The following is an 18,651-nucleotide window of genomic DNA, read 5'->3' as shown; positions in this document are numbered from 1 at the left end:
CATTTACATGCAAGCGAGCAAGCCGACACACGTCCGCTATTTGATCCTGCTCATGCTGTTCCTGGTGACGACGATCAACTATGCCGACCGTGCCACCATCGCCATCGCAGGCTCCAGCCTGCAAAAAGACCTCGGCATCGATGCCGTCACCCTCGGTTATATCTTCTCCGCTTTCGGCTGGGCCTATGTGGCCGGGCAGATTCCCGGCGGCTGGCTGCTCGACCGTTTCGGGTCGAAAAAAATCTATGCCTTGAGCATTTTCACCTGGTCGCTGTTCACCGTGCTGCAAGGCTATGTGGGTGAATTCGGCATGTCCACGGCCGTGGTTGCGCTGTTCATGCTGCGCTTCCTGGTTGGGCTGGCCGAAGCGCCGTCCTTCCCGGGCAACGCACGGATCGTCGCCGCCTGGTTCCCCACCGCGGAACGCGGCACCGCCTCGGCGATCTTCAACTCGGCGCAGTATTTCGCCACCGTGCTGTTCGCACCGCTGATGGGCTGGATCGTCTACCGTTTCGGCTGGCAGCACGTGTTCATCGTGATGGGCGTGATCGGCATCGTGTTCTCGCTGATCTGGCTGAAAGTGATCTACAGCCCGCGCCAGCACCCGATGATCAACGAAGCCGAGTTCAATCACATCGCCGCCAATGGCGCGATGGTCGACATGGACCAGGACAAAGGCAAGGACAAGAAAACCGACGGTCCGAAGTGGGATTACATCCGCCAACTGCTGACCAACCGCATGATGCTCGGTGTCTATCTGGGCCAGTACTGCATCAACGGCATCACGTACTTCTTCCTGACCTGGTTCCCGGTGTACCTGGTGCAGGAGCGCGGCATGACTATCCTCAAGGCCGGTTTCATCGCGTCCTTGCCGGCCATCTGCGGCTTTATCGGCGGCGTGCTGGGCGGGGTGATTTCCGACTACCTGCTGCGCAAGGGCCACTCGCTGACCTTCGCTCGCAAAGCGCCGATCATCGGCGGCCTGCTGGTCTCCAGCAGCATCGTGGCCTGCAACTACGTGGACATCGAATGGATGGTGGTGGGCTTCATGGCCCTGGCGTTCTTCGGTAAAGGCGTGGGCGCACTGGGCTGGGCCGTGGTGTCCGACACGTCGCCAAAACAGATCGCCGGCTTGAGCGGTGGACTGTTCAACACTTTCGGCAACCTGGCATCGATCACTACGCCAATCGTCATTGGCTACATCATCAGCGCCACCGGTTCGTTCAAGTGGGCACTGGTGTTTGTCGGTTGCAACGCGCTGGTGGCGGTGTTCAGCTACCTGGTCATCGTAGGGCCGATCAAGCGTGTGGTACTCAAGGAACCGACGGCCAAGGATGCCGAGATCTCCAGCCTGTCTGAAGCGAAATCCTGAAGGAGCGGCGTCAATGCAACTGATTGAACATGCCGATTCGCCGCGTTACATCCGCTTGCATGAGCGGGACAACGTGGTAATCGTCGTCAATGACCAGGGCGTACCGGCCGGGACCGAGTTCCCGGACGGCCTGGTCACCGTGGACTTTGTACCGCAGAGCCACAAGGTCACCCTGGAGGATATTCCCCAGGGTGGCGAGGTGATTCGCTACGGCCAGGTCATTGGCTATGCGCTGCAGCCGATTCCTCGTGGCAGTTGGGTCAAGGAAGACCAGTTGCGCATGCCCACCGCGCCGCCGTTGGACAGCCTGCCGTTGTCCACCGACGTACCGGCGGCCGATGCGCCGTTGGAGGGTTACACCTTCGAGGGTTATCGCAACGCCGACGGCACCGTCGGCACGCGCAACATCCTGGGCATCACCACCACGGTGCAGTGCGTGACCGGGGTGCTGGACCATGCGGTCAAGCGTATCAAGGATGAGCTGCTGCCCAAGTACCCGAACGTCGATGACGTGGTGGCGCTGACCCACAGCTATGGCTGCGGCGTGGCGATCACCGCCACCGACGCGTACATCCCGATCCGTACCGTGCGCAACCTGGCACGCAACCCGAACCTGGGCGGCGAGGCACTGGTGATCAGCCTGGGCTGCGAGAAATTGCAGGCCGGTCAGGTGATGCATGAGGGCGACAGTTCGGTGGACCTCAGCGAGCCGTGGTTGTATCGCTTGCAGGATTCCAGTCACGGTTTCACCGAAATGATCGAGCAGATCATGGAATTGGCCGAGACCCGCCTGAAGAAACTCGACCTGCGCCGTCGTGAAACCGTGCCGGCCTCGGAGCTGATCCTGGGCATGCAGTGCGGCGGCAGCGATGCGTTTTCCGGCATCACCGCCAACCCGGCGCTGGGTTATGCCTCGGACCTGTTGCTGCGGGCGGGGGCGACGGTGATGTTTTCCGAAGTCACCGAAGTGCGCGATGCGATCTACCTGCTGACCTCCCGGGCGCAAACCCAGGAAGTCGCCCAGGAGCTGGTGCGGGAAATGGACTGGTACGACCGCTACCTGGCCAAGGGCGAGGCCGATCGCAGTGCCAACACCACGCCGGGCAACAAGAAGGGCGGGTTGTCGAACATCGTCGAAAAATCCCTGGGCTCGATCGTCAAGTCTGGCAGCAGCGCGATCAACGGCGTGCTCGGCCCGGGCGAGCGTTTCAAGCAAAAGGGCCTGATCTTCTGCGCCACGCCGGCCAGTGATTTTGTCTGCGGCACCTTGCAACTGGCGGCGGGGATGAACCTGCATGTGTTCACCACCGGCCGGGGCACGCCCTACGGCTTGGCCATGGCCCCGGTGGTGAAGGTCTCGACCCGCACCGAACTGGCCCAGCGCTGGCCGGACCTGATCGACATCGACGCCGGTCGGATCGCCACCGGACGGGCGACCATCGAAGAGTTGGGCTGGGAGCTGTTCCACTACTACCTGGACGTGGCCAGCGGCAAGAAGCAGACCTGGGCCGAGCGGCACAAGCTGTACAACGACATCACCTTGTTCAACCCGGCGCCGATTACTTGATCTGTTGACCACTGAAGAACCAATGTGGGAGCGAGCTTGCTCGCGATGGGGGCGGCACATTCGATACCTGTGCAGGCTGAAACACCGCCATCGCGAGCAAGCTCGCTCCCACAGGGGATTTGTGGCGAATGCAGGTTCTGTATTCAGCCAAAAAAAAGGGAAGCGAGCCTGCTCGCGATAGCACTTCACCAGACGCCAATGCCGTGAGTGGCTTATTATTAGCCACCTAACGACACCACCTCTCAAGGTCCCCCGGCATGCTGGCAATTTTCCTCGAAACCCTGAACGTCACCGCGCCGGTGTTCGCCATGCTGTTTCTGGGGGTGTTGCTCAAGCGCGTCGACTGGATCAACGACAACTTCATCCACATCGCCTCGTCCCTGGTGTTCAACGTCACCATGCCGGCGCTGTTGTTCCTCGGCATCCTGCACGCGGACCTGCATGCGGCGTTACAGCCGGCTCTGTTGATCTATTTCTCTGTCGCCACCCTGGTGAGCTTTGCGATGGCCTGGGGCTGGGCGATCTGGCGTTGCCCGCGGGAAGATCGCGGCATCTACACCCAAGGTGCGTTTCGTGGCAATAACGGGGTCATCGGCCTGGCGCTGGCGGCGAGCATGTATGGCGACTACGGGATTTCCCTGGGAGCGATTCTCGCGGCGCTGGTGATCCTGTTCTACAACACCTTGTCGACCATCGTGCTGGCGGTCTACAGCCCGGTGATCAAGTCCGATCCGTGGAGCATTTGCAAAAGCGTGATCAGCAATCCGCTGATCATCAGTGTGATCGTCGCCGCGCCGTTCGCCTATTGGCAGATCGGTGTGCCGAACTGGTTCGAGACCTCGGCCAAGTACCTGTCGCAAATGACCTTGCCCCTGGCGCTGATTTGCATCGGCGGCACGCTATCGCTGGCGGCCCTGCGCAAGAGCGGCAAGATGGCCCTGAGTTCGAGCCTGGTGAAAATGGTCGGCCTGCCGCTGGTGGCCACGCTGGGCGCCTGGCTCTGGGGCTTTCGCGGGGCGGAACTGGGGATCCTGTTCCTGTACTTCGGCAGCCCCACCGCCGCCGCCAGCTTCGTCATGGCCCGGGCGGCCGATGGCAACCATGAACTGGCGGCGGCGATCATCGTCATCACCACCTTGATGGCGGCGATTACCACCAACCTGGGGATCTTTGTGTTGCAGTGGGGTGGGTGGATCTAGGCTTGGGCTTGCTCTTGAGGTCCAATCGCGAGCGAGCTCGCTCCCACAGGAGGTTCGTGGTGTACACACATTTTGTGTTCAGCGCCGGTCAACTGTGGGAGCGAGCTTGCTCGCGATAGCGATCTAACGATCACTCCGGCTTCTGGTAACTATCGATCACTTCCTGCGCCGCCCGAAACGCATCGATCGCCGCCGGCACGCCCGCGTACACCGCGCAATGCAGCAACGCCTCGCGAATTTCTTCCACCGTGCAACCGTTGTTCAGCGCGCCGCGCACATGGCCCTTGAGTTCCTGCGGGCACTTGAGGGCGGTGAGGGCGGCGAGGGTGATCAGGCTGCGGGTCTTCAGCGGCAGCCCCTCGCGTTGCCAGACGCTCCCCCAGGCATGTTCGTTGACGAAGTCCTGCAACGGCTGGGTGAACTCGGTGGCGTTGCCCAGGGCGCGGTCGACGAATGCGTCGCCCATGACCTGGCGACGCATGTCCAGGCCGGTCTTTGGAGTGTCGGTCATGGCAAATCCCTCTTGTGGTGTTGGCGGCGCCAGGCGCGCAGGGAGGTGAACAGCAAAAACGCGAGCAGGGCCGGCAGCGCATAGAACAGCATCAGCCGTTCCAGTTGGCCGGCCAGGGGCATGCCGGTGGTGAATGACACCACGTGCAGCCCGTAGGCCAGGTACAAGCCCAGGAACAACAGGCCTTCGGCGCGGGTGACGCGATAACCGGAATAGAACACCGGCAAGCACAGCACCGCCACGCCGAGCATCACCGGCAGGTCGAAATCCAGGGCGTTCGGCGAGACCGACAGTGGCGTGGGCGCGGCGAGGGCGGTGACCCCCAGCACGCCCAGCAGGTTGAACAGGTTGCTGCCGATCACGTTGCCCACCGCAATGTCCCGCTGGCCCCGCAAGGCGGCGATCAGCGACGTGGCGAGTTCCGGCAGCGAGGTGCTGACGGCGACGATGGTCAGGCCGATGATGCGTTCCGAGAGCCCGAGGTCCGTCGCCACTTCCACCGCCGCTCCCAGCAACAGGTGCCCGGCGAAAACCAGCATCGCCAGGCCCGACGCGATCATCACCACACTCTTGATCCAGGACCGGTGGGCCACGTCGCCCCCCACCGGGTGCGGTCGCCCCGAATGCCGTGACTGGCGCAGCAACAGCCCGAGGTACACCGCCAGGGCCAGCAGCAGCCAGATGCCGTCCAACCGGGTCAGTTCTTCATTCCAGGCCAGCACGAACACCAGCAGGCTGGCACCGATCATCAGCGGGATGTCCAGGCGCACCAGTTGGCGCGAGACGCGCAACGGAATGATCAGCGCCGACAACCCAAGGGTGACGAGGATATTGAAGATGCTGCTGCCGATCACGCTGCCCACGGCGATGTCGGCGTTTTGTGCCAGGGTCGCCTGCAGGCTGACGGCCATTTGCGGCGCGCTGCTGCCGAAGGCGACGACGGTCAGGCCGATGATCAGCGGTCGTACCTGCAAGCGGGCCGCCAGGCCCACGGCGGCGCGCACCAGCAGTTCGGCACCGCCGATCAGCAACAGCAGGGCGCCGAACAATTCGATCAGGCTGAGCAGCGGTAGGGCGGTGAGTAGGGTAATGGCCGGGCTCCGTCTATCAATCGTCGAGGGCTTGCACGCGCACCCGTGCGGTGCCGCTACGCAAAATGCCCAGTTGCTCGGCGGCTTCGCGGGACACGTCGATCAAACGGCCTCGGGAGTATGGGCCACGGTCGTTGATGCGCACCACCACGCTGTTATTGTTGCCCAGGTTGGTGATTTTCACCCGTGTGCCGAACGGCAACTGGCGATGGGCGGCGGTCAGGCCGTGCTGGTCGAAACGCTCGCCACTGGCGGTGCGCTTGCCATGGTGCCTGGCACCGTAATAAGAGGCGACGCCGGTCTGGTCGTAGCCGTGTGGATCGACCGTCCCACTCTGGCTGGCGCAACCGGCCAGCAGGGACAGCAGGGCGCAGGCGCCGAGGAGACGCTTCATTCGAAAGTTTCCAAATACAAATGTGGGAGCGAGCTTGCTCGCGAAGAGGCCAGCACATTCAACATCGGTGTTGACTGACATGCCGCTATCGCGAGCAAGCTCGCTCCCACAAAGGAGATTGGAGCCAGATTTGAAGGCTGGCTCCATGTCCATCAGCCCTCGAGCTTGCTTTTGAGCAGTTCGTTGACCTGCTGCGGATTGGCCTTGCCCTTGGAGGCTTTCATGGCCTGGCCGACGAAGAAGCCGAACATCTTGCCCCGCTTGGCTTCGTCTGCCGCCCGGTATTGTTCGACCTGCTCGGCGTTGGCCGCGAGCATTTCATCGAGCACGGCGGAAATGGCACCGGTGTCGGTGACCTGCTTCAAGCCGCGCTTCTCGATGATCTCGTCGGCGCTGCCTTCACCATTGGCCATGGCTTCGAACACCATCTTGGCGATCTTGCCGGAAATGGTGTTGTCCTTGATCCGCACCAGCATGCCGCCCAGTTGCTCGGCCGAGACCGGCGACTCATCGATTTCCAGGCCCTGCTTGTTCAACAGGCTGCCCAACTCGACCATCACCCAGTTGGCCGCCAGCTTGGCGTCGCCGCCGATGCTCACGACTTTTTCGAAGTAATCGGCCTGTTCGCGGCTGGTGGCCAGGACGTTGGCGTCATAGCTCGACAGGCCGAACTGCGCCTGGAAGCGCTCGCGTTTCTGCGGCGGCAGTTCCGGCAGGGTGGCGCGCACGTCATTGAGGAACGAGTCCTCGATGACCACCGGCAGCAGGTCCGGGTCGGGGAAGTAACGGTAGTCGTTGGCTTCTTCCTTGCTGCGCATCGGACGGGTCTCGTCCTTGTTCGGGTCGTACAGGCGGGTTTGCTGGATGACCTTGCCGCCGTCCTCGATCAGTTCGATCTGGCGCTGGATCTCGCTGTTGATCGCCTTCTCGATGAAGCGGAACGAGTTGACGTTCTTGATCTCGCAGCGGGTGCCGAACTCGACCTGGCCCTTGGGCCGGATCGACACGTTGCAGTCGCAGCGCAGCGAGCCTTCGGCCATGTTGCCGTCGCAGATGCCCAGGTAGCGCACCAGCGCGTGGATCGCCTTGACGTAGGCCACGGCTTCCTTGGCGCTGCGCATGTCCGGCTCGGAAACGATCTCCAGCAGCGGCGTGCCGGCACGGTTCAGGTCGATGCCGGTGGCGCCGTTGAATTCTTCGTGCAGGCTCTTGCCGGCGTCTTCTTCCAGGTGCGCCCGGGTGATGCCGACACGCTTGACCGTGCCGTCTTCCAGGGCGATGTCCAGGTGGCCCTTGCCGACGATCGGCAATTCCATCTGGCTGATCTGGTAGCCCTTGGGCAGGTCCGGGTAGAAGTAGTTCTTGCGGGCGAACACGTTGTGCTGGCCGATCTCGGCGTCAATCGCCAGGCCGAACATCACCGCCATGCGCACGGCTTCGGCGTTGAGCACCGGCAGCACGCCGGGCATGCCCAGGTCGACCAGGCTGGCCTGGGTGTTGGGCTCGGAGCCGAACGTGGTGGAGCTACCGGAAAAGATTTTCGACCGGGTGGTGAGCTGGGTATGAATCTCCAGCCCGATCACGACTTCCCATTGCATGTGTTTCTCCTCAGAAGCCGGTTGGGGTGCGGGTGTGCCAGTCAGTGTTCAACTGATACTGGTGCGCCACGTTGAGCAGGCGGCCTTCCTGGAAATACGGCGCGAGCAGTTGCACGCCCACCGGCAGGCCATCGACGAAACCGGCCGGCATGGACAGGCCCGGCAAGCCGGCGAGGTTGGCGGTGATGGTGTAGACGTCTTCCAGGTACTCGGCGACCGGGTCGCTGTTCTTGGCGCCGAGCTTCCAGGCCGGGTTCGGCGTGGTCGGGCCGAGGATGATGTCGACCTCGTTGAAGGCGGCCATGAAGTCGTTCTTCACCAGGCGGCGGATTTTCTGTGCCTTGAGGTAGTAGGCATCGTAGTAGCCGGCGGACAGCGCATAGGCGCCGACCATGATCCGGCGCTGCACTTCGGCACCGAAGCCTTCACCACGGGAGCGCTTGTACAGGTCGATCAGGTTTTCCGGGTTCTCGCAGCGGTAGCCGAAGCGCACACCGTCGAAGCGCGACAGGTTCGAGGACGCTTCCGCCGGGGCGATCACGTAGTACGCCGGAATCGCGTGCTGCATGTTCGGCAGGCTGATTTCCTTGATGACCGCGCCGAGCTTCTCCAGCTCTTTGACGCTGTTGTGGACCAGCTCGGCGATGCGCGGGTCGAGGCCGGCGCTGAAGTATTCCTTCGGCACGCCGATGCGCAGGCCTTGCAGCGAGCCGTTGAGGCTGGCGCTGTAGTCCGGCACGGGCTCATCGATGCTGGTGGAGTCGTTCGGGTCGAAGCCGGCCATGCCTTGCAGCAGGATCGCGCAGTCTTCTGCGGTGCGCGCCAGCGGGCCGCCCTGGTCGAGGCTGGAGGCGTAGGCGATCATGCCCCAGCGCGAGACGCGACCGTAGGTCGGCTTGAGGCCGGTGAGGTTGGTGAACGCCGCTGGCTGGCGAATCGAGCCGCCGGTGTCGGTGGCGGTGGCGGCCGGCAACAGGCGCGCGGCCACGGCGGCGGCGGAACCGCCGGACGAGCCGCCCGGTACGTGTTCCAGGTTCCACGGGTTCTTTACCGCACCGTAGTAGCTCGACTCGTTGGCCGAGCCCATGGCGAATTCGTCCATGTTGGTCTTGCCCAGGGTCACGGTGCCGGCGGCGGCCAGCCTGGCGACCACGGTGGCGTCGTACGGGGCCTTGAAGTTGTCGAGCATCTTCGAGCCGCAGCTGGTGCGGATGCCCTGGGTGCAGAACAAGTCCTTGTGGGCAATCGGCGCACCGAGCAGGGCGCCGGTTTCACCGTTGGCACGGCGGTCGTCGGCGGCCTTGGCCTGGCTCAGGGCCAGTTCCTGGGTGAGGCTGATGAAGCTGTTGAGCTGCGGGTCGAGCTGGGCGATGCGCGCCAGCAGGACCTGGGTCAGCTCTTCGGAAGAAAACTTTTTATCGGCGAGTCCGCGGGCGATCTCGGCCAGGGTCATGTGATGCATGAGAGGCTCTTTCCCTTTAGTCGATGACTTTCGGAACCAGGTACAGGCCGTTTTCGACCGCTGGTGCGATGGACTGGTAGGCCTCGCGGTGATTGGACTCGGTCACGACGTCGGCGCGCAGGCGCTGGCTGGCTTCCAGTGGGTGGGCCAGCGGTTCGATACCGTCGGTGTCGACCGCCTGCATCTCGTCGACCAGCCCTAGAATGCTGTTCAGGGCAGAAGTAATGTGTGGAAGATCGGCTTCATTGAGGCCCAGGCAGGCCAGATGAGCGATTTTTTCCACGTCGGAGCGTTCAAGCGCCATGGGATTCTCCAGTGGAAAACAAAACGGACGCAGTCTGTCCGTGTGTTAGATTGTCGGAACACTACCGCATTTCTACGGCCCTACGGCCGCGATTGTGGGGTTTGGTGCGCAGAAAAGCGGTCAATTTAACATATTGGCGCCTTGCCCAAAATCCCTGTCGTTGTTAGAGTTTGCCGCACTTTTTTACCCACGCGTTGCCTAGGGTCCCTTTCCCATGTTCAAGAAACTGCGTGGCATGTTTTCCAGCGATCTTTCCATCGACCTGGGCACTGCCAACACCCTTATTTACGTGCGCGAGCGCGGTATCGTCCTGAATGAACCCTCGGTCGTGGCCATCCGCACCCACGGTAACCAGAAGAGTGTCGTGGCTGTCGGTACGGAAGCCAAGCGCATGCTGGGCCGTACACCGGGCAACATCGCGGCCATTCGCCCAATGAAGGACGGCGTGATCGCCGATTTCAGCGTCTGCGAAAAGATGCTGCAGTACTTCATCAACAAGGTTCACGAAAACAGCTTTCTGCAGCCCAGCCCTCGTGTGCTGATCTGCGTTCCGTGCAAGTCCACCCAGGTGGAGCGTCGCGCTATCCGCGAATCGGCCCTCGGTGCCGGTGCCCGTGAAGTGTTCCTGATCGAAGAACCCATGGCCGCTGCCATCGGTGCCGGCCTGCCGGTGGAAGAAGCCCGCGGCTCGATGGTCGTCGACATCGGTGGCGGTACCACCGAAATCGCGCTGATCTCCCTCAACGGTGTGGTCTACGCCGAATCCGTACGTGTGGGCGGCGACCGTTTCGACGAAGCGATCATCACTTACGTGCGTCGCAACTACGGCAGCCTGATCGGCGAATCCACCGCCGAGCGTATCAAGCAGGAAATCGGCACGGCCTACCCGGGTGGTGAAGTGCGTGAAGTCGACGTGCGCGGTCGCAACCTGGCCGAAGGCGTTCCACGGGCCTTCACCCTCAATTCCAACGAGGTGCTCGAAGCGCTGCAAGAGTCGCTGGCGACCATCGTCCAGGCCGTCAAGAGCGCCCTGGAGCAGTCGCCACCGGAGCTGGCCTCGGACATCGCCGAGCGCGGCCTGGTGCTGACCGGTGGTGGCGCGCTGTTGCGTGACCTCGACAAGCTGTTGGCCCAGGAAACCGGCCTGCCGGTGATCGTTGCCGAAGACCCGTTGACCTGCGTTGCCCGCGGCGGTGGCCGTGCATTGGAAATGATGGACAAGCACACCATGGACCTGCTCTCCAGCGAATAAGCCTGGCGCAGTGGTCTATGTTGTTCGCTCTCGGGCAGCACTTTGCAGTGCTGCCCGTTGGCGTTTATCTTCTGTCATTCGTATCCAGGCCGGTTTGATGCCGTATGAATAAAGAAAACATTTGCCTGGGAGGAGCGGCCTATTAAACCGCTTTTCGCCAAAGGCCCCTCATTGGGCGTGCGCCTGCTGGTGCTGACCGTGCTATCGGTCGCGCTGATGGTGGTCGATGCCCGCTTCACGCTGCTCAAGCCTGTACGCAGCCAGATGTCGCTGGTGTTGATGGAATCCTATTGGATCACCGACCTGCCGCAGCGCTTGTGGCAAGGTGTCGCCAGCCAATTTGGCAGCCGGACCGAACTGGTCGCCGAAAACGAAAAACTCAAGACCGAAAACCTGCTGTTGCAGGGGCGCATGCAGAAGCTGGCGGCCCTCACCGAGCAGAACGTGCGGCTGCGCGAGTTGCTCAACTCCTCGGCACTGGTCAACGAGAAGGTCGAAGTGGCCGAGTTGATCGGCATGGACCCCAACCCCTTCACCCACCGGATCCTGATCAACAAGGGCGAACGCGACGGTGTGGTCCTCGGCCAACCGGTGCTCGATGCCCGGGGCCTGATGGGCCAGGTGGTGGAGTTGATGCCTTATACATCTCGCGTGCTGCTGCTGACCGATACCACCCACAGCATTCCGGTGCAGGTCAACCGCAACGGCCTGCGGGCGATTGCCAGCGGCACCGGCAACCCGGAGCGCCTGGAGCTGCGGCACGTGGCCGATACCGCCGATATCAAGGAAGGCGACCTGCTGGTCAGCTCCGGCCTCGGCCAGCGTTTCCCGGCCGGGTATCCGGTGGCGACGGTCAAGGAAGTCATCCATGACTCCGGCCAGCCGTTCGCCATTGTGCGCGCGGTGCCGACGGCCGCGTTGAACCGCAGTCGTTACCTGCTGCTGGTGTTCAGCGACACCCGGACACCCGAGGAGCGCGCCAACGAAGCCGCGGCGGCCCAGGAAGCCCAGGACCGGCAGGGCGGCGAGTCGGCTGCCCCGGCGGCAGTTCCTGCAATCGTGCCCAAACCGCAAGTGGCTGCCCCGGCTCCGGCAACTCCGGCAACAACGCCAGCGGCCGCACCTGCTACGCCTGCCGCGCCTGCTGCACCTGCTGCGAAACCACCCAGGTCATCGGCAACTCACGCGCCGGCGTCTCAGCCAGCCCGGCCCGCCGCCAAACCGCCAGTCTCCACGCCGGCCACCGCGCCAGCCACCAGGGGAGCACGAGAAGAATGAGCAGTACCCAATCCGGTAACGGCTGGATGGTCTGGCTGACCTTCGCCATCGGCCTGTTGCTCAGCGTTTCGCCGCTGCCGCAATTCATGGAAATCCTGCGCCCACTGTGGCTGGCCCTGTTGCTGGCTTTCTGGGCGCTGGCCCTGCCCCACAAGGTGGGCATGGTCACCGCCTGGTGCCTGGGCCTGGCCGAGGATGTGCTCTACGGCACGCTGCTGGGGCAGAACGCGTTGATCCTGACGCTGATCACCTTCCTGGTGCTGTCGCTGCAACAACGCCTGCGGATGTTCCCCATGTGGCAGCAGTGCCTGGTGATCCTGGTGATCTTCGGCCTGGCACAACTGGTGCAGCTGTGGCTCAGCGCGCTGACCGGCAATCGCCAGCCAACCCTGGCGCTGGTATTGCCAGCCCTGGTCAGTGCTTTGCTCTGGCCATGGGTCAGCTTCGGTTTGCGTGGCCTGCGCCTGCGTTTCAAAATCAACTGATTCGGTCAGGCATTGGCCTTGATAGGGAGATGTCTTGATGAAACCGCTTTACCTCGCCTCAGGCTCGCCGCGTCGGCGTGAGCTGCTCACGCAGATTGGCGTGCCCTTTACCGCCATCGGCGCGGACATTGATGAAACACCCCTGGATCACGAAACCCCCTCGGCCTATGTCGAGCGCCTGGCGCGCGGCAAGGCCGAGGCTGGGCGGCGAGCCCTGGACGCCGGTGTGGATGGCTGCGTGCTCGGCGCGGACACTGCCGTGGTGCTGGAGGGGCGGATTCTCGGCAAGCCAGTGGACCTGGCCGACGCCTTGTCCATGCTGCTGAGCCTGTCCGGTCGCGACCATGAAGTGCTGACCGCCATTGCTGTGCTGGACGGCTCGCGCTGCGAATCACGGGTGGTGCGCAGTCGGGTGCGTTTTCGCTCCATCACCGAACAGGAAGCGATGGCCTATTGGGCCAGCGGCGAACCCCGGGACAAGGCCGGCAGCTATGGTATCCAAGGGCTGGGCGCGGTGTTCGTCGCCGGGCTCGAAGGCAGCTATTCGGCCGTGGTCGGCCTGCCCCTGTGCGAAACCGCAGAACTGCTGGGCCATTTCGGCATACCCTGTTGGCAAACCTTGAGCGCGCGCTGAGCGCCGTCTGACTTGATGCGGCCATTATCGTGAACATGCCTGAACGAGACCCTGCCATGAGTGAAGAGATCCTGATCAACATCACGCCGATGGAATCGCGCGTGGCGGTGGTTGAAAACGGTGTGCTGCAAGAGGTCCACGTCGAGCGCACGCAAAAGCGTGGCATCGTAGGCAATATCTACAAGGGCAAGGTGGTGCGAGTGCTGCCGGGCATGCAGGCGGCCTTCGTCGACATCGGCCTGGACCGCGCGGCGTTCATCCATGCGTCGGAAATCTCCATGCGCGAAGGGCCGGCCGTGGAGAGCATCAGCGCGCTGGTGCATGAAGGCCAGAGCCTGGTGGTGCAGGTCACCAAGGACCCTATCGGCTCCAAGGGCGCCCGCCTGACCACGCAACTGTCGATTCCATCGCGCTACCTGGTGTACATGCCGCGCACCGCCCACGTCGGCATTTCCCTGAAGATCGAAGACGAAGCCGAGCGCGAGCGCCTCAAGCAGGTGGTCAGCGACTGCGTGGAAAAAGAAGGCATCAAGGAAGCCGGTGGGTTCATCCTGCGCACCGCCGCCGAAGGGGCCGGGGCCGATGAGATCCTCATGGACATCCGCTACCTGCGAAGGCTTTGGGACCAGATCGCCGCGCAGATCAAGACCATCGCCACCCCCAGCGTGATCTACGAAGACCTGGGCCTGGCACTGCGGACCTTGCGCGACCTGGTCAGCCCCAAGATCGAGAAAATCCGCATCGACTCCCGGGAAACCTTCCAGAAAACCACGCAGTTCGTCGCCGAACTGATGCCGGAAATCGCCGATCGCCTGGAACATTACCCTGGCGAGCGGCCGATTTTCGACCTGTACGGGGTCGAGGACGAAATCCAGAAAGCCCTGGAACGCAAGGTGCCACTCAAGTCCGGCGGTTACCTGGTGGTCGATCCGGCCGAAGCCATGAGCACCATCGACGTCAACACCGGGGCGTTCGTCGGCCACCGCAACCTGGAAGAAACCATCTTCAAGACCAACCTGGAAGCCGCCACGGCGATTGCCCGCCAACTGCGCCTGCGCAACCTGGGCGGGATCATCATCATCGACTTCATCGACATGGAAGATGAAGAGCACCAGCGCCAGGTGCTGCGGACCCTGGAAAAACAACTCGAACGCGATCACGCCAAGACCAACATCATCGGCATCACCGAACTGGGCCTGGTGCAGATGACCCGCAAGCGCACCCGCGAAAGCCTCGAGCAGGTGCTGTGCGAACCGTGCAGCAGTTGCCAGGGGCGGGGCAAGCTCAAGACCCCGGAAACCGTGTGTTACGAAATCTTCCGGGAAATCCTCCGGGAGGCGCGCGCCTACCAGGCGACCGGCTATAGAGTGTTGGCCAACCAGAAAGTGGTGGATCGCCTGCTCGACGAGGAGTCAGGCAATGTCGCGGAGTTGGAAGCGTTTATCGGACGCACGATTCGTTTCCAGGTCGAAACCATGTATTCCCAGGAACAATACGACGTGGTGTTGCTCTGAAGAGCTTGGGAAGCGGCGGGCCCGCGGATTTGATTGTCTTTGCCAGGGGAGCCCACTGACATGGAGCGTCTGACACGCTTGATCGCGACGCTGACCCGTTGGGGGCTGGGGCTTTGCGCCCTGTTGCTGGTGTTGCTGGCGTTGTACGTCAGCCTCGGTCGCGAGCTGGTCCCGCTGGTGGCCGAATACCGGGCCGAGGTCGAGACCCGCGCGGGTGCCGCCTTGGGCATGCCTGTGCACATCGGTAGCCTGGACGGCAGTTGGGACGCGTTGGCGCCGATCCTGGCGGCGCGCGACGTGGTGGTCGGCGAGGGCCCCAACGCCTTGCACCTGGACCAGGTGCGGGCCGTGCCTGACCTGTGGGACAGCCTGCTGGCGCGTCAGGTGCGCATCGCCCACCTGGAAGTCAGTGGCCTGAAGCTCAGCCTCAAGGAGGGCGCCGACGGCAAGTGGGCTTTGGAAGGCCTGCCGGTGAAGGACGAGCAGCCCCTCGATCCGCAGCAACTGCTCGAACGCATGCAAGTGGTCGACAAGCTCTCGGTGCTCGATAGCCAGGTGACCTTGCAACCGGTCGAGCAACCGCCGCTGACCTTGACCTACGTCGGCTTGAGCCTGCGCACCGGTGCCACCCGCCAGCGCCTGGATGCACGCCTGACCCTGCCTGACGGGCAGCCGGTGGCGATCAACCTGCGCACCCGCCTGCGCGCCAGCGACTGGAAGAACGGCCAGGCCGACGCCTATTTGAGCCTGCCGCAAAGCGACTGGTCCAAATGGCTGCCGAAACGCCTGACCCAGCAATGGAATTTCTCCCGGATCCAGGCCGGCGGTGAGCTCTGGCTCAGTTGGGGCGAGGGCACGGTGCAAAGCGCAGCCATGCGCCTGAACGCACCGCAGCTCCAGGGTGCCTACGGCGAACGCAAGCCGGTACAGATCCACAACCTGGCCCTCAACGCTTATTTCCAGCGCGGTAGCCAAGGGTTCACCGCGACCTTCGATTCCCTGGCGATGAACCTGGGCGAGACCCGCTGGGAATCGCACCTGCAACTGCAACAAACCGCCGCCACCGAGCAGGCCGAGGAGCGTTGGCACCTGCAGGCCGACCGCCTCGACCTGACCCCGCTCACGCCTTTGCTCAATGCCCTGGCACCGTTGCCCGAAGGCCTGGCCACGACGATTGACCGGCTCAAAGTGACCGGTGGCCTGCGCAACGTGCTGCTGGACTTCCGGCCGCAGAACACCGGTGACCAGAAAGTCAGCTTCGCCACCAACCTGGATACCGTGGGCTTTGATGCCTATCGCGGCGCTCCGGCGGCGCGCAACGTCTCCGGGAGCCTGAGCGGTGACCTGGGCGGCGGCGAGCTGCGCATGGACAGCAAGGATTTTTCCCTGCACCTGGATCCGATCTTCGCCAAGCCCTGGCAATACTTGCAGGCCAATGCCCGGCTGACCTGGAAGCTCGACAAGCAAGGCTTCACCCTGATCGCGCCATACCTGAAGGTGCTGGGCGAGGAGGGCCGGATTGCCGGCGACTTCCTGATTCGCCTGCATTTCGACCACAGCCAGGAAGACTACATGGACCTGCGGGTCGGCCTGGTGGACGGTGACGGGCGCTACACCGCCAAGTACCTGCCGGCGGTCCTCAGTCCGGCGTTGGATGAGTGGCTGCGCACGGCCATCGTCAAGGGCGCGGTGGACGAGGGCTTTTTCCAGTATCAGGGTTCGCTCAACCACGGTGCCGTGGACGCGGCGCGCAGCATCAGCCTGTTTTTCAAGGTGCATGACGCCGAACTGGCGTTCCAGCCGGGCTGGCCTTCGGTCAGCAAGGTCAGCGGCGATGTCTTCGTCGAAGACAGCGGCGTGCGCATCTATGCCAGCCAGGGGCAGTTGCTCGATACCCAGGTCAAGGATGTTTCGGTGAACATTCCCCATGTACCGACTGGCCAGAGCTCTCATCTGCTGCTGGACGGCGGGTTCGCCGGTGGGCTGGGCGACGGTTTGAAAATCCTCCAGAGCGCACCGATCGGGACCGCCGAGACATTCGCCGGCTGGGAAGGCGAGGGCGACCTGAAAGGCAGCGTGAAGTTGGATATCCCGCTGGTCAAAGGCGAGCAACCGAAGATCCTGGTGGACTTCGCCACCGACCAGGCTCGTCTCAAGCTCAGCGAGCCGGCGCTGGAGCTGACCCAGCTCAAGGGCGATTTCCGCTTCGACAGCAACAAGGGCCTGAGCGGCAAGGGCATCAGCGCCCGGGCATTCGACCGGCCCGTGACCGCGCAGATTTTCGCCGAGGGCCGTGCCGGTGCGCTCAACACGCGGGTCTCCGCGTCCGGGCAGGTGGAGATCAATAAGCTCACCAGTTGGCTGAACGTCACCCAACCGTTGCCGGTATCGGGCGTCGTGCCCTACCAGTTGCAAGTGATCCTCGACGGTGCCGACAGCCAGCTGTCGGTCAGCTCCAACCTCAAGGGCGTGGCCGTCGACCTGCCGGCCCCCTTCGGCATGGCCGCCGATGTCGGGCGCGACACGGTGTTTCGCATGACCCTGCAGGGGCCGGAACGGCGTTACTGGGTCGATTATGGTGACCTGGCCAGCTTCACTTACGCTGCGCCAAGCGGGAAATTCACCGACGGTCGCGGCGAGTTGCTGCTGGGCGCCGGCGATGCGGTGCTGCCTGGCGCCAAGGGGCTGCGGCTGCGGGGCACGTTGTCGGAGCTGGATGTAAATCCCTGGCAGGACCTGGTGAACAAGTACGCCGGCCAGGATCCGGGCGGCAGCGCCAAGCAATTGCTCAGCAGCGTCGATCTGACCGTCGGCAAGCTCACGGCCATGGGCACCACCCTGGACCAGGCGTCGGTGCAACTGGATCGCAAGCCGGACGCCTGGGCCTTGCGGCTCGACAGCCAGCAGGCCAAGGGCAATGTCAACCTGCCGGACGCCAAGGCCGCACCGATTGGCATCGAGCTTGACTACGTTCGCCTGCCGGCCCCAGACCCGACGGTCCAGGCAGATGAAAACGCCCCGGACCCGTTGGCGTCGGTCGATCCCGGCAAGATCCCGGCGATGGATATCGCCATCGACCAGTTGTTCCAGGGCCCTGACCTGATTGGCGCGTGGTCGTTGAAAGTGCGCCCGACCGCCAAGGGCATTGCGCTGAATAACCTGGACATGGGCCTCAAGGGCATGGTGTTGAATGGCAGTGGCGGCTGGGAAGGTACGCCTGGCGCCACCAACAGTTGGTACAAGGGACGGATCGGCGGCAAGAACCTGGCCGATGTGCTCAAGGGCTGGGGGTTCGCACCGAGCGTGACCAGCCAGGCCTTCCGCCTGGATGTCGATGGTCGCTGGCCTGGTTCGCCGGCGTGGGTCGCCACCAAACGCTTCTCCGGCAGCCTCGACGCGTCGTTGACCAAGGGCCAGTTCGTCGAAGTCGAAGGCAGCGCCCAGGCGTTGCGGGTATTCGGCCTGTTGAACTTCAACTCCATCGGCCGACGCTTGCGCCTGGACTTCTCCGACCTGTTCGGCAAAGGCTTGAGTTACGACCGGGTCAAGGGGCTGCTGGTGGCGAGCGACGGGGTGTACGTGACCCGCGAACCCATTACCCTGACCGGGCCGTCGAGCAACCTGGAACTCAATGGCACGCTGGACATGGTGGCCGACCGCGTCGACGCCAAGCTGCTGGTGACGTTGCCCGTGACCAACAACCTGCCGATCGCCGCGCTGATTGTCGGTGCACCGGCGGTGGGCGGGGCGCTGTTTCTGATCGACAAACTGATCGGTGACCGCGTGGCGCGTTTTGCCAGCGTAAGATACGACGTCAAGGGACCGTGGAAAGAGCCGAAGATCACTTTCGACAAGCCGTTTTGACAGACGATGGGATAACCCCTGTGGGAGCGAGCTTGCTCGCGATAGCCGTGTATCAGTCACATTTCCTTTGCGGATCCTGCGCTATCGCGAGCAAGCTCGCTCCCACAGGGGAATGATGCAAGAAAT

General features: G+C 63.3%; 15 protein-coding genes. 9 read left to right on the top strand and 6 right to left on the bottom strand.

The window, feature by feature from the left end; all coding sequences use genetic code 11:
• Nucleotides 1-7 precede the first annotated feature (7 nt).
• The 3 genes from BLQ55_RS29020 to BLQ55_RS29010 all read left to right on the top strand — a co-directional run bounded on the left by BLQ55_RS29020 (nucleotide 8) and on the right by BLQ55_RS29010 (nucleotide 4,138).
• A complete protein-coding gene (locus BLQ55_RS29020; protein ID WP_092204988.1) occupies nucleotides 8-1,372 on the top strand; it encodes an MFS transporter in 1,365 nt (454 codons plus the stop codon).
• A 13-nt stretch (nucleotides 1,373-1,385) separates the two neighbouring features.
• Nucleotides 1,386-2,939, top strand: coding sequence for a galactarate dehydratase (garD, locus tag BLQ55_RS29015; protein ID WP_092204989.1), 1,554 nt, complete (start codon nucleotides 1,386-1,388; stop codon nucleotides 2,937-2,939).
• 257 nt (nucleotides 2,940-3,196) lie between these two features.
• Entirely contained in the window at nucleotides 3,197-4,138 is a 942-nt protein-coding gene (locus tag BLQ55_RS29010) for an AEC family transporter (protein WP_092204990.1), read from the top strand.
• A 130-nt stretch (nucleotides 4,139-4,268) separates the two neighbouring features.
• On the opposite strand, the gene BLQ55_RS29005 is transcribed toward BLQ55_RS29010, so the two are convergent.
• The 6 genes from BLQ55_RS29005 to gatC form a co-directional block, all read right to left on the bottom strand.
• Nucleotides 4,269-4,649 carry a carboxymuconolactone decarboxylase family protein gene (locus tag BLQ55_RS29005; protein ID WP_025211835.1) on the bottom strand — a complete coding sequence of 127 codons (381 nt, stop codon included), beginning with the start codon at nucleotides 4,647-4,649 and terminating at the stop codon, nucleotides 4,269-4,271.
• Nucleotides 4,646-5,707 carry a calcium/sodium antiporter gene (locus BLQ55_RS29000; RefSeq protein ID WP_092258889.1) on the bottom strand — a complete coding sequence of 354 codons (1,062 nt, stop codon included), beginning with the start codon at nucleotides 5,705-5,707 and terminating at the stop codon, nucleotides 4,646-4,648. The genes BLQ55_RS29005 and BLQ55_RS29000 overlap by 4 nt, the downstream gene beginning before the upstream one ends.
• A gap of 49 nt (nucleotides 5,708-5,756) precedes the next feature.
• The gene (locus BLQ55_RS28995; RefSeq protein WP_092204992.1) at nucleotides 5,757-6,134 is read right to left on the bottom strand and encodes a septal ring lytic transglycosylase RlpA family protein; all 378 of its coding nucleotides are present in this window, start codon (nucleotides 6,132-6,134) and stop codon (nucleotides 5,757-5,759) included.
• 152 nt (nucleotides 6,135-6,286) lie between these two features.
• On the bottom strand, nucleotides 6,287-7,732 hold the full coding sequence (gatB, locus tag BLQ55_RS28985) for an Asp-tRNA(Asn)/Glu-tRNA(Gln) amidotransferase subunit GatB (protein ID WP_092204993.1): 1,446 nt from the start codon (nucleotides 7,730-7,732) through the stop codon (nucleotides 6,287-6,289).
• Nucleotides 7,733-7,742: 10 nt separating this feature from the next.
• Entirely contained in the window at nucleotides 7,743-9,194 is a 1,452-nt protein-coding gene (gatA, locus tag BLQ55_RS28980; protein ID WP_092258886.1) for an Asp-tRNA(Asn)/Glu-tRNA(Gln) amidotransferase subunit GatA, read from the bottom strand.
• A 16-nt stretch (nucleotides 9,195-9,210) separates the two neighbouring features.
• Complete coding sequence (gene gatC, locus BLQ55_RS28975) at nucleotides 9,211-9,498, bottom strand: Asp-tRNA(Asn)/Glu-tRNA(Gln) amidotransferase subunit GatC (protein ID WP_020297123.1); 288 nt, start codon at nucleotides 9,496-9,498, stop codon at nucleotides 9,211-9,213.
• Nucleotides 9,499-9,712: 214 nt separating this feature from the next.
• Here gatC and mreB point away from each other — a divergent pair, with 214 nt between their 5' ends.
• The 6 genes from mreB to BLQ55_RS28945 all read left to right on the top strand — a co-directional run bounded on the left by mreB (nucleotide 9,713) and on the right by BLQ55_RS28945 (nucleotide 18,525).
• A complete protein-coding gene (gene mreB, locus BLQ55_RS28970; protein WP_002555108.1) occupies nucleotides 9,713-10,750 on the top strand; it encodes a rod shape-determining protein MreB in 1,038 nt (345 codons plus the stop codon).
• A 141-nt stretch (nucleotides 10,751-10,891) separates the two neighbouring features.
• Nucleotides 10,892-12,028 carry a rod shape-determining protein MreC gene (gene mreC, locus BLQ55_RS28965; RefSeq protein ID WP_092258883.1) on the top strand — a complete coding sequence of 379 codons (1,137 nt, stop codon included), beginning with the start codon at nucleotides 10,892-10,894 and terminating at the stop codon, nucleotides 12,026-12,028.
• Nucleotides 12,025-12,513, top strand: coding sequence for a rod shape-determining protein MreD (mreD, locus tag BLQ55_RS28960; protein WP_003197820.1), 489 nt, complete (start codon nucleotides 12,025-12,027; stop codon nucleotides 12,511-12,513). Before mreC ends, mreD begins: the two co-directional genes overlap by 4 nt.
• Before the next feature lie 37 nt (nucleotides 12,514-12,550).
• Complete coding sequence (locus BLQ55_RS28955) at nucleotides 12,551-13,147, top strand: Maf family protein (RefSeq protein ID WP_092258880.1); 597 nt, start codon at nucleotides 12,551-12,553, stop codon at nucleotides 13,145-13,147.
• Between the two features lie 56 nt (nucleotides 13,148-13,203).
• Nucleotides 13,204-14,661, top strand: coding sequence for a ribonuclease G (gene rng / locus BLQ55_RS28950; protein WP_018613976.1), 1,458 nt, complete (start codon nucleotides 13,204-13,206; stop codon nucleotides 14,659-14,661).
• 60 nt (nucleotides 14,662-14,721) lie between these two features.
• Nucleotides 14,722-18,525, top strand: a complete 3,804-nt coding sequence (locus BLQ55_RS28945; protein WP_092258877.1) for a YhdP family protein — start codon at nucleotides 14,722-14,724, stop codon at nucleotides 18,523-18,525.
• Nucleotides 18,526-18,651 lie beyond the last annotated feature (126 nt).

It is taken from the genome of Pseudomonas sp. NFACC13-1 (genome assembly GCF_900104425.1).
Classification (GTDB): domain Bacteria; phylum Pseudomonadota; class Gammaproteobacteria; order Pseudomonadales; family Pseudomonadaceae; genus Aquipseudomonas; species Aquipseudomonas fluorescens_AA.
This window is presented reverse-complemented; position numbering and strand designations above follow the sequence as displayed.

Bases quoted from the DNA above. Each gene is read 5' to 3' on its own strand.
- BLQ55_RS28945 (WP_092258877.1), top strand. From the start codon at position 14,722: ATGGAGCGTCTGACACGCTTGATCGCGACGCTGACCCGTTGGGGGCTG.
- BLQ55_RS29005 (WP_025211835.1), bottom strand. From the start codon at position 4,649: ATGACCGACACTCCAAAGACCGGCCTGGACATGCGTCGCCAGGTCATG.
- BLQ55_RS28995 (WP_092204992.1), bottom strand. From the start codon at position 6,134: ATGAAGCGTCTCCTCGGCGCCTGCGCCCTGCTGTCCCTGCTGGCCGGT.
- BLQ55_RS29020 (WP_092204988.1), top strand. From the start codon at position 8: ATGCAAGCGAGCAAGCCGACACACGTCCGCTATTTGATCCTGCTCATG.
- gatA (WP_092258886.1), bottom strand. From the start codon at position 9,194: ATGCATCACATGACCCTGGCCGAGATCGCCCGCGGACTCGCCGATAAA.
- BLQ55_RS29010 (WP_092204990.1), top strand. From the start codon at position 3,197: ATGCTGGCAATTTTCCTCGAAACCCTGAACGTCACCGCGCCGGTGTTC.
- rng (WP_018613976.1), top strand. From the start codon at position 13,204: ATGAGTGAAGAGATCCTGATCAACATCACGCCGATGGAATCGCGCGTG.
- gatC (WP_020297123.1), bottom strand. From the start codon at position 9,498: ATGGCGCTTGAACGCTCCGACGTGGAAAAAATCGCTCATCTGGCCTGC.
- mreD (WP_003197820.1), top strand. From the start codon at position 12,025: ATGAGCAGTACCCAATCCGGTAACGGCTGGATGGTCTGGCTGACCTTC.
- gatB (WP_092204993.1), bottom strand. From the start codon at position 7,732: ATGCAATGGGAAGTCGTGATCGGGCTGGAGATTCATACCCAGCTCACC.
- mreB (WP_002555108.1), top strand. From the start codon at position 9,713: ATGTTCAAGAAACTGCGTGGCATGTTTTCCAGCGATCTTTCCATCGAC.
- garD (WP_092204989.1), top strand. From the start codon at position 1,386: ATGCAACTGATTGAACATGCCGATTCGCCGCGTTACATCCGCTTGCAT.
- BLQ55_RS28955 (WP_092258880.1), top strand. From the start codon at position 12,551: ATGAAACCGCTTTACCTCGCCTCAGGCTCGCCGCGTCGGCGTGAGCTG.